Consider the following 20,311-nt stretch of genomic DNA (forward strand, 5'->3'; position numbering starts at 1 on the left):
ATTTTTCGATCTGATAGACGGCTGGATGCCATCAGCCTCGCGACTGGAACAAGGACAGGATGTTCTGAGCCGACTGGTTGGCGATCGAGAGAGCCTGAACGCCGAGCTGCTGCTTGACCTGCAGAGCCTGGAGCTTGGTGGACTCTTCCGACATGTCGGCGTCCACGAGATCGCCGACGCCCTTGTCGATCGTGTCCATCAGCGTGTCCACGAAGGACTTCTGCATGTCGATGCGATTGGCGGCAGACCCGAGCGTCGCCGCAGCCGTGGTCACGCGGTTCAAAGCCGTATTCACCGCCTGAACGTACTGCGAGATCTGCGTCATCGACTTGCCCGTGATGTCGAGCGTCGTGATGTTGATGCCCTTGCTCACCGAGATGTCGCCGAGCACGACCTTGGAAGCCGCCGTCGCAGTGCTGGACGCGAAGTACAACTTGTCGCTGGCGATCACGTTGCCGTCCTGATCCAACGTCGTCGCACCATCGCCGAAGCCGATCGTCACGCCGGTAATGCCTGCCTGCTTCAGCGCCTCCGCGAGGACCGACTTCATCTGGGTGACGTTGTTGATCTTGCCGTCGCCCGCACCCAGGGTCGAGTCGACCAGGGCCTTGGAGATGGTCACCACCTTGCTGGAGCCGCCATCGACCGTCATCGAGAAGGCAACCGTGTCGTCGGCATCCAGCGTTACCGCCGCAGCAAACGCGCTCGTCATCACCGCGTTGGCCGCCTTGTAGGTAGCGTCCGTTCCGGTATTGGTCGCGGCTGTCAGGCCGCCTACGCCATGAGCACCAACCGTCGTGTTGGTCCAGTTGGCAGTCACGATACGCGAAGACGCACCTGATGTCGCCGAGGTGAGCGTGAGGTAGCCGGTACCGGCTGCACCCAGAGCCGCCGTTTCCGTCGCCGAAACGACGCCGGCGCCGAACTTCGCGTTGATCGCGGCTTGGATGTCGGCGACGTAGTTCGTCGCTCCGGGGGTTGCGTTGCTGACCTTCACCGAGATCGTCTGCGTCGGGCGATTGTCGATGGTGAGATCGAACGTGATGACGTCGTTCTGAGCGACACCGCCGATCGTGATCTGCTGTGTCAAGGTCGCCGCCTTGGCGGGTTGATTCACCTTGGCCGCTGAAGTCGCCGAAACGATCGTGCCAGCGTCCGTGTTGCCCGACTTGCCGCCGTCCAGAATACCCTGCTTCTGCGTGTTGCTATCGAACAGTGCCACGTTGCTCGCGTCGATACCGATCGTACCGATATTCACTGTGCCGTTGTTGAGGCGGGTGAAGGAGGCGACGACACCCTTCGTGGCGTTGTATCCGTTGGCGGAGGAGTCGACCGAAAGCCAGTTCTCGCCCGAGAAGACCGAGGAGGAAGCAATCGACTTGAGTTGGTTCTGGAGTTCGGCGATTTCCGACTGGATCTTCGACTTGTCCACGCCGTCCTGGGTGGCGGCCGTCAGCTTGGACTTGATCTCGTCCAGAACGTCCTTGGCCTTGTTGAGGCCTTGATAAGCCGTATCGACGGTCGCCGCACCCAGACCAAGCGCGTCCTTGACGGTCGACAGGGCCTTGTTGTCCGACTTCAGCGTCGTGGAGATCGACCAGTAAGCCGCGTTGTCCTTCGCATTGCCGATCTTGTAACCGGTAGAGATGCGGTTCTGCGTCTTATCAAGCGTCGCGTTAGTCTGCTGGAGGGTGCGCAGCGCCGTGATGGCGGCCGCATTCGTGTTCACGCTTGCCATGGAAATCCGTGCCCCGGAATAAGTCAGTCTCAGGACATGCTGGTCAGGCCAGCTTCGCGGGTCGGCATCATGCCTTTGAGCGACTCCCTAACGGGCTACGTCAATCCGCCTTCTGATGCACAGTGTTAAGCGAGCAAGGTTAACGCAAGGCTAACGTTAACCTGTTTCCTTGAGGAAGCTTCCAACTAAAAGAAGGAGCGCACTAGGGAACCCGTCAGCATGTTCCATCCGTCGATCAGAACGAAGAACAGGATCTTGAACGGCAGGGAGATCACGGTCGGCGGCAGCATCATCATGCCCATGGACATGGTGAGCGTTGCGACGATGAGGTCGATCACCAGGAACGGCAGGACGATCAGGAAGCCCATCTCGAAGCCGCGGCGAAGCTCGGAAATCATGAAGGCCGGCACGATCACGCGAAGGTCGACGATCTCGCCCTCCCCCGCGCCCTGCTCATGCGTCGGCTGAACGCGGTCGCGGTTCGAGGCCTCGTTGATGTCGCCGAAGAGCTTCAAGTCTTCCGCCCGCACCTGGGACAACATGAAGTCGCGGAACGGATCGGTGATCTTGGTGAAGGCTTCCTGCTCGCTGATCTGGTTGTCGAGAAGCGGCTTCAACCCGTCGCGCCAGGCGGTGTCGAGCGTCGGCGCCATGACGAAGAAGGTCATGAACAGGGACAAGGAGATGATGATGAGGTTCGCCGGGGTCGAGGGCAGGCCGATGCCTGAGCGCAGGATCGACAAGGCCACCACGATGCGCGTGAAGGACGTCGCCATGACGAGGATGCCGGGCGCGATCGACAGAACCGTGACGATGCCGAAGAGCTGGATGATGCGCCCCGAAGCGGACGCCTCGCCGGCCGGAAGAAGGCCCGCCAACCCTTGAGCGATGTTGCCGGCATCCTGCGCGAGCGCCGGCGTCGCCAGCATCGCCAGAGCCAGCGCCAAAGGCAGCCGTCTCATTGGGCGACCAGGGATTCGATGAGGTAGTCCTTGATCGCGGGCGAGCGGACCCGCGCACGCTCGGCGAGATCCTCCTTCAGGTGAAGGTAGCCCCGCGCGCCCTCGATCTGCACGATATCCACCGTGCGCAGGAAGGCGAGCGTGTCGCTTTCGACTTCCGCCGCCAGAACGGCCGGGTCGGCCACATCGGCCTTGCGGTAGACGATGCTCGCCTGAATGCGGATGATCGCGGATGACGGCGAGCCGATATTGGTGATGATCGGCGGAAGCTTGACGATCGCGTCCGGCGTTTCGGCCGGGGTGGCTTCTTCGGCGGGAGGAGCGGCGGTCTTGGCTTCGGCCTTCAGCGCTTCCTCGGCACGCTCGGCGCTCTGGCCGCCGACCATCCAGCCGACCGTCGCGCCGCCGCCGATGGCGACGAGCGTCAGGATGGCGATCGGAACGATCGTGGAAACGAGGCCGCTCTTCTTCGGCTGTTCTGCGGCGCCCGTCGCCTGCGCGATGAGCGCATCCGCGCTTAGGTCGGTCATCGGCCGTTTCCCCTCATAGGAAAGCGTGGGGCTCATGCCCTCGAGGCGTCCTCATGACGCCCCTTCCCGATCAATTACGCACTGACCCTGTCACGAGCCTTGCGCCGTTCCTACCAAGGAGCGGCGATGTCGAGCGCCTGCTGGCCCCAGGCCGGCTGCTGCACTTCCGTCAAACGGCCGCGGCCGCCATAGGAGATGCGCGCTTCGGCGATGCGGTCATAGGAGATCGTGTTGTTCGGCAGAATGTCGCCCGGCCGGATCACGCCGGCGATCGACAGGACGCGAACCTCGAAATTGACGCGCACTTCCTGCTGGCCGGTGATGTAGAGATTGCCGTTCGGCAGGATCTGCGTGACCACGGCGGCGACCGAAAGATCGATCTTCTCCGAACGCTTGACGTTGCCCTTGCCCGACGTATTGGTGCCGCCCGTCAAGCCGATCTTGCCGCCGAGAGCGCCGATGATGGACTCCTTGTTCCAGGTCGGATTGGCGTCGGCACCGATATTGATCCCGGAATCGCGCGAACGCTTCGAGTTGTTGTCGAGCTCGGCCCGGTCCTTGATCTCGATCTTCACGGTCACGATGTCGCCGAGCTGCAGCGCGCGCGCGTCGCGGAAGAGATTGGCGTTCCGGTCGGTCCACAGCGAGTTCGACCGGATCGCCACCTTCTCCACCGGAAAGGCGGAGGGCTCGATCATCGAGGGGTTCTGCACGAAGCCGGCGCCGGGCGGCGTCATCACGGGCGAGGCGAGGAAGTCCTGCTTCGTCGTGGAACAGCCGCTGAGCGCCAGGATGGCCAGGATTGCGATCTTCTTCAACGGATCAGCCCTTCACGGATGCCGACATCGCGCCGTCCGGCGTCTTGCTGGTCTTGGCGACGATGAGGTTGCCGATTTCGGCCGCGACGGGGGCCGGCATCTCGGCCAGGATCGCGCTGGCGGCGCGCGATTTCAAACGAGCGAGAACGGAAGCGGCCGCCGGACGGTCCACCGCGACGAGCTGCGCGGCCGCCGCATCCGGCTTCATCTTGGAGTAGATCTCCGTCATGATGTCGGAGGTGGAGTTCAGGAAATCCTGCCGCTCCTTCAGCCAGACCTGATATTCGGCCCGCTTCGTTTCCAACTCGTCGATGCGCGTTTCGATCTGCCCTTCGAGTTCCTTCAGCTTCTTCTGCTGGATCGCGATGCGGGCTTCGCGGGCCGGATCGGCGATGGCGCTGCAATAGCGCTCCACGTCGCTGCCGGCTTCGGGCGGGGGCACGGGCTTGCCGTCCGTGCCGATGACGCGCACCGCCGACTGGTCCGGCGGGGGCGGTTCGGTCGGCTTGTCGCCGCCGCCTTCCGCCGCATGGGCGAGCGAAGCGGAAAACGCGATGCTGAGGGCGGCGAAGGCAGAAAGAAGCGTCGAGCTTTTGATCATCTTACTGCACCACGAGATCGGCCTGGAGGGCGCCGGAAGTCTTGATCGCCTGAAGGATGGCGATGATGCCCGTCGGCTTCAGTCCGAGGCGGTTGAGGCCCCTGACGACGGTTTCGAGATTGGCGCCCTGGACATAGGCGAAGTTGCCTCCTTCCTGCCGCGCGTCGACGGCCGTGTCGGAGGTCACCACCGTTTCCCCGTTGGAGAAGGGCGCGGGCTGAGACACGCTCGGCGCCTCGGTGATCCGAACCGTCAGGTTGCCGTGGGTTACGGCGACCGTCGAGATCTGCACATCCTTGCCGATGACGACGGTGCCGGTCTTCTCGTCGATCACGACGCGGGCGTTCATGTCCGGCTGAATCGGCAGGTCTCCCACCGCCGCGATGAAGCGGGTGGAGGAGATGCGCGAAGGCCGGGTCAGGCTCACGGTCCGCAGGTCCTGTTCGCGCGCCACCGGGCGGCCCCAGGTCTTCAACGAATAGGCGTTGATCGCGTCGACGATGCGGATCGTCGTCTTGTAGTCGGGATTGCGCAGTTCCATCGTGATCTGGTCGGTCTCGACCTGCGCGCGGGGCACCTCGCGCTCGATGATGGCGCCTCCCGAGATGCGGCCGGATGTCGGCACGCCCTGCGTGAGACGCTCGCTCTCGCCTTCGCTCGTGAACCCGGACACCGCCATGGAACCCTGCGCGACGGCGTAGACCTCGCCGTCAGGGCCATAGAGGGGTGTCATCACGAGCGTTCCGCCCATCAGCGACTGCGCGTCGCCGAGCGAGGAAACGGAAACGTCGATGCGCGAGCCGGTTCCGGCGAACGGAGGCAGCTCGGCCGTCACGACAACGGCGGCGACGTTCTTGGTGCGCGGATTGCCGCTCCGCACGTTGACGCCCATGCGGTCGAGCATCGACTGCAGGGATTGTTCGGTGAAGGGCGAGTTGCGCAAACTGTCGCCCGAGCCCTGAAGGCCGATCACGAGACCGTAGCCGACGAGCTGGTTCTCGCGCACGCCCTTGATCGTGGTGATGTCCTTGATGCGAACGCCCTCGTTTCGCAGGGCATTCTGGCCGGGCCGAACGGTGTCGAAACTCTCCCGCGCCCCGATGCCGGCTTCGAGCGCCGGGCCGGGGGCGGTTTCCAGAATGTCGGCCGCCTGCGCTGCCACCTGCCCTGCGAGAAGCAGCGGAACGATCAGGGCCCTTGTCAGGCGCTTCATTGCGAGTCGACCTCGATCGTGCCGTCGGCCTGCACGACGCCGTTGATGGTGATGCCGCTGTCGGTGTTGCGGACCCGGATGCGGTCCCCTTCTCCGGCGGAAGCGAGCGGCGTGCCGAGGCCGGCGATGAAGACGCCGCCCTCGCGGTAGACGATGGGCGCGGGAACGCCGGCCCGAATGATGTTCGGGGATTTCAGGTCGGACAGAAGGATCGGCTGATTCGGCAGGAGCGTGCGCTTGGCGACGCGGTCCGTCAGCATGCCTTCTTCCACCACATAGGCGGAGAGCTTGGCGGCGGGCACGGTGAAGCGGATTTTCGCCACGCCCTTTTCCGAAACGCTCTGGCCCGGATAAACGACGCCAGCCGGCACCGGCAGATCGAGATCGGCTGCCGCTGCGCCAAATGTCGGTGCGGCGAGGCAGATCGCGAGAACCAGACCGTCGCGGGTCCGGCGAAGGCCCGCGCGAGCCCAGCTTTTCGATACGGGTTCCATGGTGCCGCAGCTCCGTTGCGATGGCGGCGCCGCGGCGCCCCGCCGTTTGTTCGTACCTGTCGGCGCGATCAGCGCAGACCGGTCGAGACGACCTTCGACATGTCGTCGGCGGCCTGGATCACCTTCGAGTTCATCTCGTAGGCGCGCTGCGCCGAGATCAGCTCGGAGATTTCCTTCACCGGATCGACGTTCGAACCTTCCAGATAGCCCTGGCTGATCTTGCCGAAGCCCGGATCGCCCGGCACGCCCGCGACCGGAGCGCCGGAAGCCAGCGTTTCCTTGAAGAGGTTGTTGCCCTGCGCGTCGAGGCCCGGCTCGTTGACGAAGTTGACGAGGGTCAACTGGCCGAGAAGCTGGGGCTCGCCGGTCGCCATATCGGCGTAGACTTCGCCCGATTCCGACACGACGACCTTCTTGGCTTCGGTCGGCACGGTGATTTCCGGATCGACCAGGAAACCGTCGAGGGTCACGAGCTGGCCTTCGCCGTTCTTGTTGAAGGCGCCGTCGCGGCTGTAGAGGATTTCGCCGCCCGGTCCCTGCACCTGAAAGTAGCCGTTGCCGTTGATGGCGAGATCCAGCGAGTTGCCGGTCTGCTCCAGCGTTCCCTGGATATGGGTCGTGCGGATGGCGGCGGTGCGCACGCCGAGGCCGATCTGCGCGCCTTCGGGAACGACGCCCTCGCCGCCCCGTGCCGGCACGCCCTGGGCGCGCTCCACCTGATAAAGCAGGTCGGTGAATTCGGCGCGCGCGCGCTTGAAGCCCGTCGTGTTGATGTTCGCGATGTTGTTCGCGATCACCTCGACATTGGTCTGCTGCGCGTTCATGCCGGTCGCGGCGATCGCGAGAGCTCTCATGGTCCTGGTTCCCTCGAATCCCGCGGCGTCAGATCGCCATGCGGGAAATTTCCTGATAGGCGGCGACGACCTTGTCGCGGATCACGACGGCGGTCTGGAGAGCACGCTCGGCGCCCATCACGGCGTCCACCACGGCCTGCGTGGAGGCTTCGCCCTTGATGCCGGCGATGGAGCTGGATTCGGCGCCCTTGACCGCGCCCACGGCATCGGTCGTGACCTTGGCGAGAACGGAGGCGAAGTCCGTACCGGCGCCGACGCCCGTGGTCGCCGGTGCGGCAACGGAGCCAAGCGGGTTGACGCGGCTCGTGTCGAGCGCGGGAAGCGTGTTGCCGATGGCGGGGATCATGAACCGCTCCTGAGAAGATCGATGATCATCGAGTTCAGTTCGCGAGACTGCTTGATGACCTGAAGGTTGGCTTCGTAGGACCGGTTGGCCTCGCGCATGTCGGCCATCTCGGTCAGCATGCTGACATTGGGCATCTTGACGTAGCCGTTGGCGTCGGCCGCCGGGTTGCCCGGATCGTGCTCGATGGTGAAGTCGCTCTTGTCGTTGCCGTAGTTGGCCACGCGCACCATCTCGGCGCCGGTCACCTGATCGAGCTGGCTTTCGAAGGAGATCGTCTTGCGGCGATACGGGTCGCTTCCCGGCGTTTGGCCGGTGGAGCGGGCGTTGGCCACGTTCTCGGACACGATGCGCATCCGGTTGGACTGCGCTTCGAGGCCGCTGGCGGCGATCTTCAGGGAGGCGGCAATGGCATCCGACATGGGATCAGCCCTTCACGCTCATGAGGTAGAAACGCTGGAAAGCCTTGGCGATCGAGGTGTTGAGCGAGAACGCGCCCTGAACCTGGCTGCCCTTCAGCATTTCCTGCTCGAGGCTGACGGAATTGCCGGAATGGGTGATATCCCACGCCGTTTCCTTGGAGGAGTCGACTTCCGTGGCGCGCCCGCCGCTCGCGGCCAGATGCAAGGGGTTGCTGCCGGCCATGGCGAGCTGCGTGCTTTGCAGCTCGTCGGCGAAGTTCTTCACATCCTTGCCGAGATAGCCGGGCGTGTTGGCGTTGGCGACGTTTTCGGCGATCACCGTCTGACGCTGCGAAAGCCATTCCGCGCGCCGCGAAGAAAGGCCGAAAAGGTAGATGTCGCTCAAGGGGGCCTCGGCAGAACGATTTAGACATCCAAGTCTTAAGATCGAGCACTTGTCCGAAGCTTGCTGTTTTCGTGACTCGTCAATAGGTTCCAAGACCAGCCAACAAAAAACGGCCCGCACTTGACATGGGGCCGTTAACTTCCGTGAACCTGATTTAATAAATCGCCCGCCGGGCGGATGAATATATTAACGAATAGTTAACGAGTGCCGATGATCAGCCGGCGCTTCGCCAATCGATCCGCGCATTGTCGATCGCGGCGGAAAGAGCGGCGGTCTGTTCTTCGGTGGAAAGATCGGGGGTCTCGAAAGCGAGATAGGAAAGGTTGATCGACGCGGTCGTCGCCGCAAGCGACAACCGGAAATGAGCCGTCACGCCGCGATGGCGAAATTCCATGCCGAGCTCGATCGTCGGGGGATGGTTCCAGGTCACATGCGCGTCGCCCTCGCCCGAAAAGCGTAGCGTGCCGGCCTTCATGAAAAGCTGGCTCGACGAATTCACGATATCGGCGATGTTGCCGAGACGATCCATCCGCAGGAACGCGATGTAATCGGCGATCTCGACGAGCCGAAGCTCCGCCACGACCTCGCGAATACCTTCCGCGAGAAGTCTTTCACGATCGGCCAAATGCTTGTTACGGAAGTCCGGCATGAAATGGGAACCCATCGAACTCCAACCGTCAAATACACATCACGCGACGAAACTGGGCCGCTACGGAACCGATCAACCGTCGAAACAAACGGTGGCCGGGAGGCGATCCGGCAAGATCATCCTTTGCCGGAAGTCTGAACAATGCCGCGCCGTCAGGCGGCGCCGGCCCGTGCAGTCGATTTCGACTGCAGGAAGTAGATGAGTTCCGCGACCGCCTTGTAGAACTGCGAGGGAATCATCTGGTCGATTTCCACATGGTCGTACATCGACCTTGCCAAGAGCTTGTCCTCGAACACGGGCACGTCGTTGGCTTCGGCGATTTCGCGGATTTTCAGCGCGATGAGGTCGGCGCCCTTGGCGACCACCACCGGCGCACCGCCGTCCTCGCGCGAATAACGAAACGCGATGGCGTAGTGCGTCGGGTTGGCGATCACGAGCGTCGCCTGGGGCACGGCGGCCATCATGCGCTTGCGGTTGCGCTCGCGGGCGATCTGGCGCTGGCGCGCCTTCACCATCGGATTGCCTTCCTGCTCCTTCATCTCCTCCTTGATCTCCTGCTTGGACATGCGGAGATCGCGCCGCCAATGGATGCGCGAGAAGAGAAGGTCGGCCGCGACAAGCGCGATCGTCGCGACCGAAACGATCGCCAGGAGTTGCATCGCGAGCGAAAGCAGCGTTTCCGGCAGGGCCAGCGGATCGGAGAACATGGTCTTCATCGTGTCCGCCAGGTTGCTGGAAAGAATCCAACCCACGATGATCGTGACCGCGCCGAACTTGAACAGCGCCTTGCCGAACTCGGTGAAGCCCTTGACGCCGAACATGCGGCTCCAGCCGCTGGCCGGCGACAGATTGGACCATTTCGGCCGAATCCGTTCCAGGTTGACCTGGGGCGGGTTCTGCAGAACCGAGGCCAGAATGCCGGCGACAAGGAAGAAGCCGGTGGCGGGCAGCACGAAATGCCCGGTCTGAAGGGCGACTCCTTGCAGGAAGTGGAGGGCGTCGGCACCGTTCTCGATATCCCATTGGGTTGGGTTCTCGAAGGTTGATCGCAGATTCGACACGAGCGAATCGGAAACATCCCTCGCGGCGAAGGCCGTGAAGGCTATGGAGGCCAGAAGAGAACCGAGAATGGGCGCTTCCTTGGAGAAAGGCAGATTGCCCTTCTCGACGGTATCGCGGATGCGCTTCTCGGTCGCTTCCTCTGTCCTTGAGTCCTTCTCGGCACCTTCGGCCACGGCGATCCTGCCCTAAACCGTCTTAAAACTGCCTTGACGGAACCCTCAGCTTTCGCTGGAGGCCGTCAGGAGGATGCGGCCTTCGGAGGCCAGTCGGAGCGCGAGCGAGGCGATGGTGCGCCTTGCCGCCGTGACATCCTTGGCCGACACCTCGGCGGCCTGGCCGAGTTCGGCCTCCACCATGCGCCGCGCTCTGGCGGCGAGCGAGGACGTGACGGCTTCGATGAGTTCCGGCGACGCGCCGCGAAGGGCGAGCGTCACGGATTCCGACGGCACCGAGTCGAACAGGATGAGGCGCGCCTTCTTCGGCACGTTCGGCAGGTCCTCGAAGGCGAAGAGCAGGCTGCGGATGGCCTTGGCCTCGTCGGGCTCGCGCGCTTCGATGGAGGCCAGGAGATCGTCGGTCTGCACCTTTTCCATGCGGTTGGCGATCTCGGCGAGCGCCGCGCGCCGCGCCTTCTTCTCCGCCGTGCCGGAGCCGGCCACGAAGACTTCGCGCATCTTTTCCTCGACCAGCGCTTCCGTGGCTCCGCCGAGGGCCTTGGCGTCGAGCATGCGGCGCATCACGTCGTTGCGCAGGTCCCCTTCGAGCCCGGCGACCACCGCCGCCGCGATTTCCGGCTCGATGCGCGACAGGATCACGGCCGCGACCTGCGGATGCTCGGCCGAAAGAAGGGCCTGGAGAGCCGGGGTCCCGAGCTTCTCCATTTCTTCCCAGACGTTCAGGATCGGTCCGGTGAAGAGGCTCTGGTCGATGAAGTCGTCGGCTCCGAAGATGTTGCTCATCTCGTCGGCCGAAAGGACGCTGCGCATCAGGCGGCCGAGTTCGTCATCGAGATCGGACAAGCCGGAACCGCTTTTGAACTCCTCCTGGAAGTCGTTCACGAGCTGGTCGAGCTGGTCGGCCGAAACGCTTTTCTGAGCCGCGACGCTGTCCTTCATCGCACGCAGCTCGTCGGGGCTGAAATGCTTCAACAGCCGCGAGGCACCGTTGGCGCCCAGGGCGAGAAGCAGCACCGCCGCCTTCGCCGGACCGGGCATGACGACATCGACGCCGCCGGAAAATTCGGAATAGGAAGCGAGGCTCATCAGGGTTCAGGCGTTATTCAGGCATTGACGGATTTGGCGCGCTGCGGCTTGGCGCCGGGCGACACGATCTCGGTAAGCGTGATGCCGAAGCGCGATTCCTCGTTCTCCAGAACCACCACCTCGCCCCGCGCCACGATGCGGCCGTTGACGATCAGATCCACGGGGTCGCCGATCGAGGTGTCGAGCTTCACCACCGCGCCGCGGCCGAGCTTCACGAGATTGGCCACCGGCATCACCGCCGATCCGAGAACCACCTGCATCGTCACGGGAATGTCCATGATGATGTTGAGGTCGGGCTTGGATTCGACGTGCGCCTGCGACGGCTCGTCGTCCTCGACCGCCGGCATCGCGAAGGTGTCGGCGTCCGAAAAATCGAAGGCGGACGTATCCAGTTCGTCCTTGCCGTCCATCTCGTCGTCCATCATCCTCGTGTCTCCTTGTGAGGTCGGCATCGTCTTTTCGTTCCGCCTTGGAGGCCCGCCCGCTCGGGCGGGTTCCCTGTCGGCGAAACCCGTCGTTAACGATTAGCGGCGGAACCTGACGCGAGGCGGGACTCGATCATTCCGAGCCATGTGTCCTGCGGGCCGCCGGCCGGCTGCGGGCGCGCGGCGGCATCGTTGGCCACGGCCAGCCGGCGGTCGGCGACGCGGATCGTGTCTTCCAGTTCCACCGCCACGTCGCGGGCGGCGGAAATGCGCTCGTCCAGCGCGGCGACGATCTCGACGCCTTCCGAGCGCAGCATCACCACGGCATGGGCCGCGCGGTTGATGGCGGCATCGGCGTCGCGCAGCGCCTTGGACATTTCCGTTTCGCCGCGACGAAGGGCGCGTAGCTCGCGCGCCATAACGACGGTGCGCCAGCCCGTGAAGGCCAGCGCACCCAGAAGAGCCAGATCAATCGGCGAGGATATCATCGATAAATTCCTCCGTGGGATCGATCTTTTCCTCGATCCGGACCATGTAGGCGTCGCGTGTCATTCCTATGCGTCCGCGGAAGAGCCGCTGCTCCTCGCACTCCACGACGATGAGGCTTTCCATCGTCGCATCGAGAACGATCGTCTGGCCGACGGCGAAGCTCGCCACCTCGCCGAGCGTGATCTGACGCTCGTCGAGAAGCGCCCTCACCTGAAGATCGGCGAGTTGCAGCCCTTCCTGGATGTTCTTGGCCCAGGTCTCGTCCACGGCCGGGGCCGCGCGTTCCGGGACCACGGCGAGCTTGCGCCGATGCATGGCGAAAGCCTTTTCGGGGATCGCCGCGCGCAACGTCGAGGCCATGTCGCCGAGCTTCAGCCCGAAGGTCATGACCACGAAGCCCCGCGCGTCCTTCGCCAGAAGGTCGTCCAGTTCCTCCGCGATGGTGGAGGACAGGAAGACATCCGGGCGGATATCGAGCGGCGCGATCTCGGCGAACACGGCATTGGCCGTTTCCGCGAAGCTCGACAAGCCCTTTTCGGTCAAGCGCCGGTCGAGCGCCGTTGCCGGACGCGGACCCCGCCATCCTTTGCCGACGCCGCCGAAGATGGCTTCGGCGAAGATGTCGGAGGCGGCCGGATCGGCGAGAAGAGCGCCGATCTCGGTCCATTTGGGCGAACGCAGCACCGTGGCGAAGGCGACCTCACCGATCTCCGGCGCGCCCTTGGAAAGAACGAGGCTGGACACGCCGAGGCATTCGATCTCGACCGGGCTGGTGCAGAACTCGCCGAAGGCCTCAGCCGCGGCATCGGCCCATGCGTCGCCGAGAAGCTTCAAGCGCGGCAGCTTGTCCGGCTCGATCCGCGAAGCGGACCGGATCTGCGCTTCGATGGTGCGTTCGGCTGTCATCGACATTGTTGGACCTCAATCCTTCCCAGATCAGGCGGCCTGGGCGGAAGAACCGCCGCCGATGGTCTCGGACTCGACCTGGTCGATCGTCGGGCGCTCATAGGCCGAGATCGTCTTGCGGCCGTATTCGAGCGCGACCTGCGGCATGGCGCCGTTGATGTAGGCGATCAGCGTCTGCTTCACGATCACGTAGCGGCGCAGCTTCTTCTCGCGCACCACCTTCACCTTGTGGGCGATCGGGCCGAACACGCCGTAGGAGAAGAAAATACCGGCGAAGGTGCCGACAAGTGCGGCGCCGATGAGGTGGCCGAGAACTTCCGGCGACTGGTCCAGCGCGCCCATGGCGTGGACGATGCCGAGAACGGCGGCGACGATGCCGAGCGCGGGCAGGCCGTCGGCGATGTCCTGAAGCGCTTTCGCCGGCTTCAGCGTGTCGCGCGACACGGTCTGGATTTCCTCGTCCATCAGCGACTCGACTTCGTGGCCCTTGACGTTGCCGATGATGATGAGGCGGCAATAGTCGCAGATGAAGTTGAGGATCGGCTTGTCCTTCAGGATCGTCGGATAGGCCGAGAAGATCGCGGAGGCTTCCGGATTGTCGACATGCTCCTCGACCTCGGAACGGGGCTTGGAGCGCATCTCGCGCATCAGGGAATGCAGAAGGCTCAAGAGCGCCAGATACTCGGCCTGCTTGGGCACGGAGTTCTTCAAGGCCTCCATCACGCCCTTGCCGGTATCCTTCACGACCTTCATCGAATTGCCGATCAGGAAGGTGCCGAGCGCCGCGCCCAGGATGATCACGAGTTCATAGGGCTGCCAGAGCACGTCGAGGTGGCCGCCGGCGGCGACATAGCCGCCGAGGACGCAGGCGATCGTAACGACAAGTCCGAGCAAAACGCCCATGACGGTGTTCCCTTATTTCTTATCCTTCCGGGGTACGAACAAGGACTTGTGCGAGCCTGACGGAAGCCGGGAAAGGCTGGCGCAAGCGTGGGTTACGATGGTCGCGGGAGGCTCAGGTCGAAACGCCATGTCCGGCGCTCGCCGCTTCGCCGAACCTTCCGCTTCACGACATTCCCAAGGAACTGGATCATCGATGCAGACCTCGCTCCCGGTGGCCCTTTCGGCGCAGCTCGCCATGGAAAAGCGGCTGAACACCATCGCCGACAACATCGCCAATGTCAGGACCGTCGGCTTTCGCGCCGAAGAGGTGAAGTTCGAGACCTTCATGTCGCAGGCGGCCAAGGAGCCGGTCGCCTTCGCCTCCACGGGCGAGCACTACATCTCCACCCGCACCGGTGAGATGACGCAGACCGGCAACACGCTCGACATGGCCGTCAACGGCAAGGCGTGGTTCGCCCTCCAGGGCGCCAACGGGCCGATCTATACCCGCGACGGCCGCATGACGATGACGGAAGCCGGCGACCTCGTTTCGATGAACGGCGAGCCCGTCCTCGACGTCGGCGGCGCGCCCCTTCAGGTCAACCCGAACGGCGGCGCGGTGACCATCGCCCGCGACGGCATGATGTCCCAGAACGGCGTGCAGATCGGCGCGGTCGGCCTGTTCGAGATGCCCGCCAACGCCAAGCTGACGCGCGTCGGCACTTCGGGCGTCCGGCCGGACGTGGCGGCGCAGCCGGTGGTGGACTTCGCCGGCACCAGCGTCATGCAGGGTTTCGTGGAAGGCGCCAACGTCAACCCGGTTCTGGAAATGACCCGCCTCATCGACGTCCAGCGCGCCTTCGAGAGCGCTTCCAACCTGATTCAGACCTCCGAGAAGTCGCTGGACGACGCGGTGTCTTCGCTCGGGTCGAAGGCCTGATCCGGTGCAACGCCATCAGCGCCCCGAACGGGGCTCGCTCAACGACCCCCTGATCCGCGTTTCGGGTCATATCGTCGACGTTTCCGCGCAGGCGTTCCGCGTCGCCGGCCTGTCGCCCTTCGTGCGGCTTGGCGATTGCGTCGCGACGGCCGGACCGGACGGCGACGAACTCGGCGAGGTCGTGCGCGTCGAAGAAAGAACGGCGACCGTGAAGCCGTTCAGCGCCAATTTCCGCTCCGGCGTGCGCAGCCCCGCCTGGCGCACCGGCCCCGTCACCATCGCCCCCGCCAAGAGCTGGAAAGGCCGCACTGTCGACGCCTTCGGTCGCCCTTGCGACAATCTCGGCCCCCTGAAACGAGGCCCGCGCGAATGCGCCGCCGACACGATGCCCGACACCGCCATGGGGCGCGGGCGCGTCGAGAAGCCGGCGCGGACCGACGTGAAGGCGATCGACATCTTCACGCCGCTGGTGAAGGGCCAGCGCATGGGAGTCTTCGCGGGCTCCGGCGTCGGCAAGTCGACGCTGATGGGCATGCTGGCGCGCGCCAAGGGCTTCGACACCATCGTCGTGGCGCTTGTCGGCGAGCGCGGCCGCGAGGTGCGTGAATTTCTGGAAGTCACCATGGCGGGCGACCTCTCGCGCCTCGTCACCGTGGTCGCGACCGGCGACGAAAGCCCGATGATGCGCCGGCTGGCGCCGAAGACCGCGATGTCGGTCGCCGAGTTCTTTCGCGACGAGGGCGACGACGTTCTCCTGATCGTGGATTCGGTGACACGCCTTGCCCATGCCGCTCGCGACGTGGCGCTGGCGGCCGGGGAGCCGCCGGTGGCGCGCGGTTATCCGCCGAGCGTCTTTTCCGAGCTTCCGCGCCTTCTGGAGCGCGCAGGCCCCGGCCCAATCGGCAAGGGCACGATCACCGGCCTGTTCGCCGTTCTGGTAGACGGCGACGACCACAACGAGCCGATCGCCGACGCAATTCGCGGCACGCTGGACGGCCACATCGTCCTGTCGCGTTCCATCGCCGAGGAAGGCCGCTTCCCGGCCGTGGACGTCCTGAAATCCATCTCGCGCCTTTCCGACCTTTGCTGGGACGCGCAGGAACGCGAACTCGTGATGCGGCTGCGCTCGATGATCTCGCGCTACGAGGACACGCGGGACCTGCGCCTTCTCGGCGGCTATGCGCGAGGCGGCGACGCCGCGCTCGACCAGGCCGTGGACCTCGTGCCCATCATCTACAGCGCCATCACGCAGAAGCCGGCCGACAATTTCAGCGGCAAGGCCTTCGACGAACTGTCGCGGCTGTTGAAACAGGGCATCGCCTCCGCGCAAGGATAAGCGGGCCGCCCCATGCGCCGGCGAACTGCGCGATTTTTCGTGCGGTGGGCGAGGAAATGATCCCCACGTTTCGGAACGAGGCGACTGCATGGGGCGTCTATCCCTGGAAGGCTTCGCATCGAGGCCGCAGAGACAGGGACAGGCATGATGAACAAGATCGGCTCGATGGCGCTCGCTCTCGTGATCGGACTCGGCGCGGCGTCCGGCGCTTATGCGCAGGCCGGTGGCGGTGCGGGCGGTGGTGCAGGCGGCGGCGGTGCGGGTGGCGGCTCGGGTGGTGCAAGCTCGGGCACGGGCGGCGCGGGTGCAGGTTCCGGCGGCGCCGGCTCCACAACCGGCACGGGCAGCGCGACCACCGGAACCGGAACGGCAGGCACGGCCGGCGGCGGCAATACGGGCTCCTCGGCCGGCACGGATACGGGCGGCGCGGCCACGGGCACCACGAACGGTGCGCTCGGCGGCACGGGCGGCGCGACCGTCAACGGCGGCACGGTGGACGGCAGCAATACCGGCAATGCGTCCGACCCGACCTCCAACCCGATCAATGGCGGGACGGGCATGACCGGCGGCAACACCCGTTCGGGAAACACCAATCCGAACTGCCCCGCCGGCTCGACCGGCAACGGCACCTGCTGAATCAACACGGACGGCGCGTTTCCTCAGCGCCGTCCTATTCCTCGGGCTCCGTGGTGAACAACAGCGGAAAGCCCAAGCGCCGACCGGCATCCGTCGCCCGCGTCGCCTTTGTTTCGGCGATGTCCTTGGTGAACACGGCCACCACGCAGCTTCCCTTGCGATGGGCCGTCACCATCACGCGATGCGCCTCGTCAGGCCCCATCCTGAACTCCGCCTTCAACACACTCACCACGAATTCGCGCGGCGTGTAGTCGTCGTTGACGAGGATCACCTTGTGCAGCTTCGGCCGCTCGACCTTCGGCTTGATAACGGTTCGTGGAATCAGTTCGGTATCGGTCATCGTGATGGGTCTCTATCCGCCGGGCACCTTTGAAACGGTGAGGCGGTCCTTATAAACGAAGGGAGATATCGGGAGACCTGTCGTCATGCTGGAAGAAGGCAAGGTGTTCGTCGGGCTCGGCCATGACGGATCGGGCAAGCCGACGAAGGCCGAGTATCTCGATCTTCGCTTCGCCAACCGCCACGGCCTCGTCACCGGGGCGACCGGCACGGGCAAGACGGTGACGCTCCAGGTGCTCGCGGAAGGCTTCTCGGAGGCCGGCGTTCCTGTGTTCTGCGCCGACATCAAGGGCGACCTCTCCGGCATCTCCAAGCGCGGCGAAGCGAAGGACGCGCTGGTGAAGCGCGCGACCGATGTCGGCTTGGAGCCCTACTACAACGACAGCTATCCGGTGATCTTCTGGGATATCTTCGGCGAGAAGGGCCATCCGGTGCGCGCCACCGTCGCGGAGATGGGCCCCCTCCTCCTGTCGCGCCTCATGAACCTGACGGAAGCGCAGGAGGGCGTTCTCAACATCGCCTTCAAGATCGCCGACGACGAAGGCCTTCTCCTTCTCGACCTGAAGGACCTCCAGGCCATGCTGACCCATGTCGGCGAGAATGCCGACGAGATTTCGCGCAGCTATGGCAACGTCGCCAAGCAGACGATCGGCGCGATCCAGCGTGCCCTTCTGGTTCTGGAACAACAGGGCGCGCGAAACTTCTTCGGCGAGCCGGCCCTCAAGATCGCCGACCTCCTGCGCACCGACCGCGACGGGCGCGGGACCGTCAATGTTCTGGCCGCCGACAAGCTGATGATGAGCCCGCGGCTTTATTCCACCTTCCTTCTTTGGCTTCTGTCCGAGCTTTTCGAGGAGCTTCCCGAAGTCGGCGACCTCGACAAGCCGAAGCTCGTGTTCTTTTTCGACGAAGCGCATCTCCTGTTCGACGGCGCACCGAAGATTCTGGCCGACCGGGTCGAACAGGTGGTGAAGCTGATCCGCTCCAAGGGCGTCGGCGTTTACTTCGTCACGCAGAACCCGCTGGACCTGCCCGAAGGCGTCCTGGCGCAGCTCGGCAATCGCTTCCAGCACGCGCTGCGGGCCTATACGCCGCGAGAACAGAAGGCGGTTCGCACCGCCGCCGAAACCTTCAGGCCGAACCCCGCTTTCGACACGATGGAGGCGATCACGACGCTCGGCGTCGGCGAAGCGCTCGTGTCGACGCTCGGAACCGGCGGGGTGCCGTCGATGGTGGAGCGCACGCTGATCCGGCCGCCCTCGGCGCAGGTCGGCGCGATCACGCCGGCCGAACGGGAATCCGTGATCGCGGGAAGCCCCGTCGCGGGCGACTACGACAATGCCGTCGATCCGGAATCCGCCTACGAGATCCTGACCGGCCGCGCGGCAGCCGAACTCGCCCGTGAGCAGGCCGCGAGGGATGCGGAGACCCGTCGTTCGGAAACCGTTCGCCGGGCCGAACGGGCGCGTGCCCGCGCGGAGGAGCCGCCGGCCGAGAACGCTCCCGAACCTCGCCGTACCCGCACCGGCTTCCAGCTTCCCGATTTCGGCCTCGGGGGTGGCGGTCGGGACGACACGGCCGACGAATCGGAGGACCGCCGTCCGTCCCGTCGCGCGCCCGAGCGGCGCTCGCCTGGTGGATACCAGCGGCAGACCGTGGCCGAGGCCGTTTTGAAGCAGGTCGGGCGGACGGCCGCTTCCACCATCACCTCGGCGGTGCTGCGCGGCATTCTCGGAAGTTTGAAGCGAGGCAGGTGAACGGAACCTCTCGAAAAATTCGGGTTCCGCTGTCATATAAGCGTCATGAGTAGTGCCATGACACCCGTCCCTTCCCAGAAATCCGGCCTTGCGGCCTTCGTCCTTTGGCTGCTTTGCTTCGGCGGCGTTTGCGGTCTCCACCGCTTCTATCTCGGCCGTTTCTGGAGCGGCCTTCTTTGGCTCGTGACCTTCGGCCTTCTCGGCATCGGCCAGCTCGTCGATCTGTTCCTGTTGCGCTCCATGACGCGAGCCGAGAATAACGAGCGCCGCCTCGACGCGATCTACGCCACGCGCATGACGCGCTGAACGATCCGCGATCCATGTGAAAAGGGAGGGCTTTCGGCCCTCCCTTTTTCGTTGCGGCTTCGCGAGTCGAAAGACGTCAGGCGACGCCGCCGCCTTGGATCACGACGACCTTCGAGGCGTTCGGAACCCGGTCGTAGAGGTCGATGATGTCGTGGTTCATGAAACGGACGCAACCCGACGAGACGGCGTGGCCGATGGTCCAATATTCGGGCGTGCCGTGGAGGCGGTAGAGCGTGTCCTGCCCGTTATGGAACAGGTACAGGGCACGCGCGCCGAGCGGGTTCTTCAACCCCGCTTCCATGCCGTCGCGATAGACTTCGAGTTCCGGCTGGCGTGCGATCATCTCGGTCGGCGGCGTCCAGCGCGGCCATTTGCGCTTCCACTGGACAACCGCGTCGCCTTCCCAGGAAAAGCCCTGTCGCCCGATGCCCACACCGTAGCGCATCGCCGTGCCCCCGCCCTGGCTGAGATAGGCGAAGCGTCCGGCGGTATCGATGGTGATCGTTCCGGGCGCGGCGCCCGTCGGATCGGGCACGACGCGGCGCAGATAACGCTGGTCGACGCGCGTGAAGTCGATGCCGGGGATGAGGAAGCCTTCGTCCTCGATCGGCCCATACATCGCAACATATTCGGCCGGTACGCCGGCCGCGCCCGGCATCGGCTCCAGTGCCGAATAGCCGGCACCGCCATTGGCCGGCGAGTAATAGGCCGGTCCGATGGCCGAGTCGGCGATGCGGGCCCGCCCGCCGCTCATGCATCCGGTGGCAAGCGCCGACACGCCAATGCCGCAGGCCGTCAGAAACGAGCGGCGCGAAAGCTCACGCGGGTGAAACTCTTCCATCTCCAGTCAACCTTTCCTGCGAGGTGGCGCCGCGCTCTAGCCGGCGTTCGTCCACGCATGTTTTCGCCTCAACCTTGCATCTTCGGGAAGGTTCCTGCCAACCGCGCGGGATGACGCGAGC

Annotated in this window: 25 protein-coding genes; 5 read left to right on the forward strand and 20 right to left on the reverse strand. The window is 64.7% G+C overall.

What is annotated here, in order from left to right:
- Positions 1-31: 31 nt before the first annotated feature.
- The 18 genes from F9929_RS08535 to motA form a co-directional block, all read right to left on the reverse strand.
- Positions 32-1,738 (reverse strand): flagellin N-terminal helical domain-containing protein, encoded by a 1,707-nt coding sequence (locus F9929_RS08535; RefSeq protein WP_152046127.1) that lies wholly within the window; start codon positions 1,736-1,738, stop codon positions 32-34.
- A 185-nt stretch (positions 1,739-1,923) separates the two neighbouring features.
- A complete protein-coding gene (fliP, locus tag F9929_RS08540) occupies positions 1,924-2,700 on the reverse strand; it encodes a flagellar type III secretion system pore protein FliP (RefSeq protein ID WP_152046128.1) in 777 nt (258 codons plus the stop codon).
- Complete coding sequence (locus F9929_RS08545; RefSeq protein WP_152046129.1) at positions 2,697-3,230, reverse strand: flagellar basal body-associated FliL family protein; 534 nt, start codon at positions 3,228-3,230, stop codon at positions 2,697-2,699. The genes fliP and F9929_RS08545 overlap by 4 nt, the downstream gene beginning before the upstream one ends.
- Before the next feature lie 110 nt (positions 3,231-3,340).
- On the reverse strand, positions 3,341-4,048 hold the full coding sequence (flgH, locus tag F9929_RS08550) for a flagellar basal body L-ring protein FlgH (protein ID WP_152046130.1): 708 nt from the start codon (positions 4,046-4,048) through the stop codon (positions 3,341-3,343).
- 4 nt (positions 4,049-4,052) lie between these two features.
- The gene (locus tag F9929_RS08555; RefSeq protein WP_152046131.1) at positions 4,053-4,649 is read right to left on the reverse strand and encodes a MotE family protein; all 597 of its coding nucleotides are present in this window, start codon (positions 4,647-4,649) and stop codon (positions 4,053-4,055) included.
- Between the two features lies 1 nt (position 4,650).
- Positions 4,651-5,862, reverse strand: coding sequence for a flagellar basal body P-ring protein FlgI (flgI, locus tag F9929_RS08560; RefSeq protein WP_152046132.1), 1,212 nt, complete (start codon positions 5,860-5,862; stop codon positions 4,651-4,653).
- Positions 5,859-6,356 carry a flagellar basal body P-ring formation chaperone FlgA gene (gene flgA / locus F9929_RS08565; RefSeq protein ID WP_152046133.1) on the reverse strand — a complete coding sequence of 166 codons (498 nt, stop codon included), beginning with the start codon at positions 6,354-6,356 and terminating at the stop codon, positions 5,859-5,861. Before flgA ends, flgI begins: the two co-directional genes overlap by 4 nt.
- Positions 6,357-6,424: 68 nt before the next feature.
- Positions 6,425-7,210 (reverse strand): flagellar basal-body rod protein FlgG, encoded by a 786-nt coding sequence (gene flgG, locus F9929_RS08570; protein ID WP_152046134.1) that lies wholly within the window; start codon positions 7,208-7,210, stop codon positions 6,425-6,427.
- A gap of 28 nt (positions 7,211-7,238) precedes the next feature.
- On the reverse strand, positions 7,239-7,556 hold the full coding sequence (locus F9929_RS08575; RefSeq protein WP_152046135.1) for a flagellar hook-basal body complex protein FliE: 318 nt from the start codon (positions 7,554-7,556) through the stop codon (positions 7,239-7,241).
- Positions 7,553-7,975, reverse strand: coding sequence for a flagellar basal body rod protein FlgC (gene flgC / locus F9929_RS08580; RefSeq protein ID WP_152046136.1), 423 nt, complete (start codon positions 7,973-7,975; stop codon positions 7,553-7,555). Before flgC ends, F9929_RS08575 begins: the two co-directional genes overlap by 4 nt.
- A gap of 4 nt (positions 7,976-7,979) precedes the next feature.
- Positions 7,980-8,360 (reverse strand): flagellar basal body rod protein FlgB, encoded by a 381-nt coding sequence (gene flgB, locus F9929_RS08585; protein ID WP_152046137.1) that lies wholly within the window; start codon positions 8,358-8,360, stop codon positions 7,980-7,982.
- Positions 8,361-8,574: 214 nt separating this feature from the next.
- Positions 8,575-9,024, reverse strand: coding sequence for a hypothetical protein (locus tag F9929_RS08590; protein WP_152046138.1), 450 nt, complete (start codon positions 9,022-9,024; stop codon positions 8,575-8,577).
- Between the two features lie 137 nt (positions 9,025-9,161).
- Positions 9,162-10,244 carry a flagellar biosynthesis protein FlhB gene (gene flhB, locus F9929_RS08595; RefSeq protein ID WP_152046139.1) on the reverse strand — a complete coding sequence of 361 codons (1,083 nt, stop codon included), beginning with the start codon at positions 10,242-10,244 and terminating at the stop codon, positions 9,162-9,164.
- A gap of 45 nt (positions 10,245-10,289) precedes the next feature.
- Positions 10,290-11,333, reverse strand: coding sequence for a FliG C-terminal domain-containing protein (locus F9929_RS08600; protein WP_152046140.1), 1,044 nt, complete (start codon positions 11,331-11,333; stop codon positions 10,290-10,292).
- A gap of 17 nt (positions 11,334-11,350) precedes the next feature.
- Positions 11,351-11,680 carry a flagellar motor switch protein FliN gene (fliN, locus tag F9929_RS08605; protein WP_193227668.1) on the reverse strand — a complete coding sequence of 110 codons (330 nt, stop codon included), beginning with the start codon at positions 11,678-11,680 and terminating at the stop codon, positions 11,351-11,353.
- 170 nt (positions 11,681-11,850) lie between these two features.
- On the reverse strand, positions 11,851-12,246 hold the full coding sequence (locus F9929_RS08610) for a hypothetical protein (RefSeq protein ID WP_152046141.1): 396 nt from the start codon (positions 12,244-12,246) through the stop codon (positions 11,851-11,853).
- Positions 12,227-13,153, reverse strand: coding sequence for a FliM/FliN family flagellar motor switch protein (locus tag F9929_RS08615; protein ID WP_193227662.1), 927 nt, complete (start codon positions 13,151-13,153; stop codon positions 12,227-12,229). The genes F9929_RS08610 and F9929_RS08615 overlap by 20 nt, the downstream gene beginning before the upstream one ends.
- A gap of 30 nt (positions 13,154-13,183) precedes the next feature.
- On the reverse strand, positions 13,184-14,056 hold the full coding sequence (gene motA, locus F9929_RS08620) for a flagellar motor stator protein MotA (protein ID WP_152046143.1): 873 nt from the start codon (positions 14,054-14,056) through the stop codon (positions 13,184-13,186).
- A gap of 193 nt (positions 14,057-14,249) precedes the next feature.
- Here motA and flgF point away from each other — a divergent pair, with 193 nt between their 5' ends.
- The 3 genes from flgF to F9929_RS08635 all read left to right on the forward strand — a co-directional run bounded on the left by flgF (position 14,250) and on the right by F9929_RS08635 (position 16,947).
- Positions 14,250-14,975, forward strand: coding sequence for a flagellar basal-body rod protein FlgF (gene flgF, locus F9929_RS08625; RefSeq protein WP_152046144.1), 726 nt, complete (start codon positions 14,250-14,252; stop codon positions 14,973-14,975).
- A 4-nt stretch (positions 14,976-14,979) separates the two neighbouring features.
- The gene (locus F9929_RS08630; RefSeq protein ID WP_152046145.1) at positions 14,980-16,311 is read left to right on the forward strand and encodes a FliI/YscN family ATPase; all 1,332 of its coding nucleotides are present in this window, start codon (positions 14,980-14,982) and stop codon (positions 16,309-16,311) included.
- A 147-nt stretch (positions 16,312-16,458) separates the two neighbouring features.
- Positions 16,459-16,947 carry a hypothetical protein gene (locus F9929_RS08635; protein ID WP_210251318.1) on the forward strand — a complete coding sequence of 163 codons (489 nt, stop codon included), beginning with the start codon at positions 16,459-16,461 and terminating at the stop codon, positions 16,945-16,947.
- A gap of 34 nt (positions 16,948-16,981) precedes the next feature.
- On the opposite strand, the gene clpS is transcribed toward F9929_RS08635, so the two are convergent.
- Positions 16,982-17,287, reverse strand: coding sequence for an ATP-dependent Clp protease adapter ClpS (gene clpS / locus F9929_RS08640; RefSeq protein ID WP_152046147.1), 306 nt, complete (start codon positions 17,285-17,287; stop codon positions 16,982-16,984).
- 85 nt (positions 17,288-17,372) lie between these two features.
- On the opposite strand from clpS, the gene F9929_RS08645 reads away from it, so the two are divergent.
- On the forward strand, positions 17,373-19,043 hold the full coding sequence (locus F9929_RS08645; protein ID WP_152046148.1) for a helicase HerA-like domain-containing protein: 1,671 nt from the start codon (positions 17,373-17,375) through the stop codon (positions 19,041-19,043).
- A gap of 57 nt (positions 19,044-19,100) precedes the next feature.
- Entirely contained in the window at positions 19,101-19,349 is a 249-nt protein-coding gene (locus F9929_RS08650) for a TM2 domain-containing protein (protein ID WP_152046149.1), read from the forward strand.
- A gap of 76 nt (positions 19,350-19,425) precedes the next feature.
- Here F9929_RS08650 and F9929_RS08655 read toward each other — a convergent pair whose 3' ends face one another.
- Positions 19,426-20,190 carry a L,D-transpeptidase gene (locus F9929_RS08655; protein WP_152046150.1) on the reverse strand — a complete coding sequence of 255 codons (765 nt, stop codon included), beginning with the start codon at positions 20,188-20,190 and terminating at the stop codon, positions 19,426-19,428.
- Positions 20,191-20,311: the final 121 nt, after the last annotated feature.

This window comes from Aureimonas psammosilenae (assembly GCF_009176975.1).
In the GTDB taxonomy this organism is placed as follows: Bacteria; Pseudomonadota; Alphaproteobacteria; order Rhizobiales; family Rhizobiaceae; genus Plantimonas; species Plantimonas psammosilenae.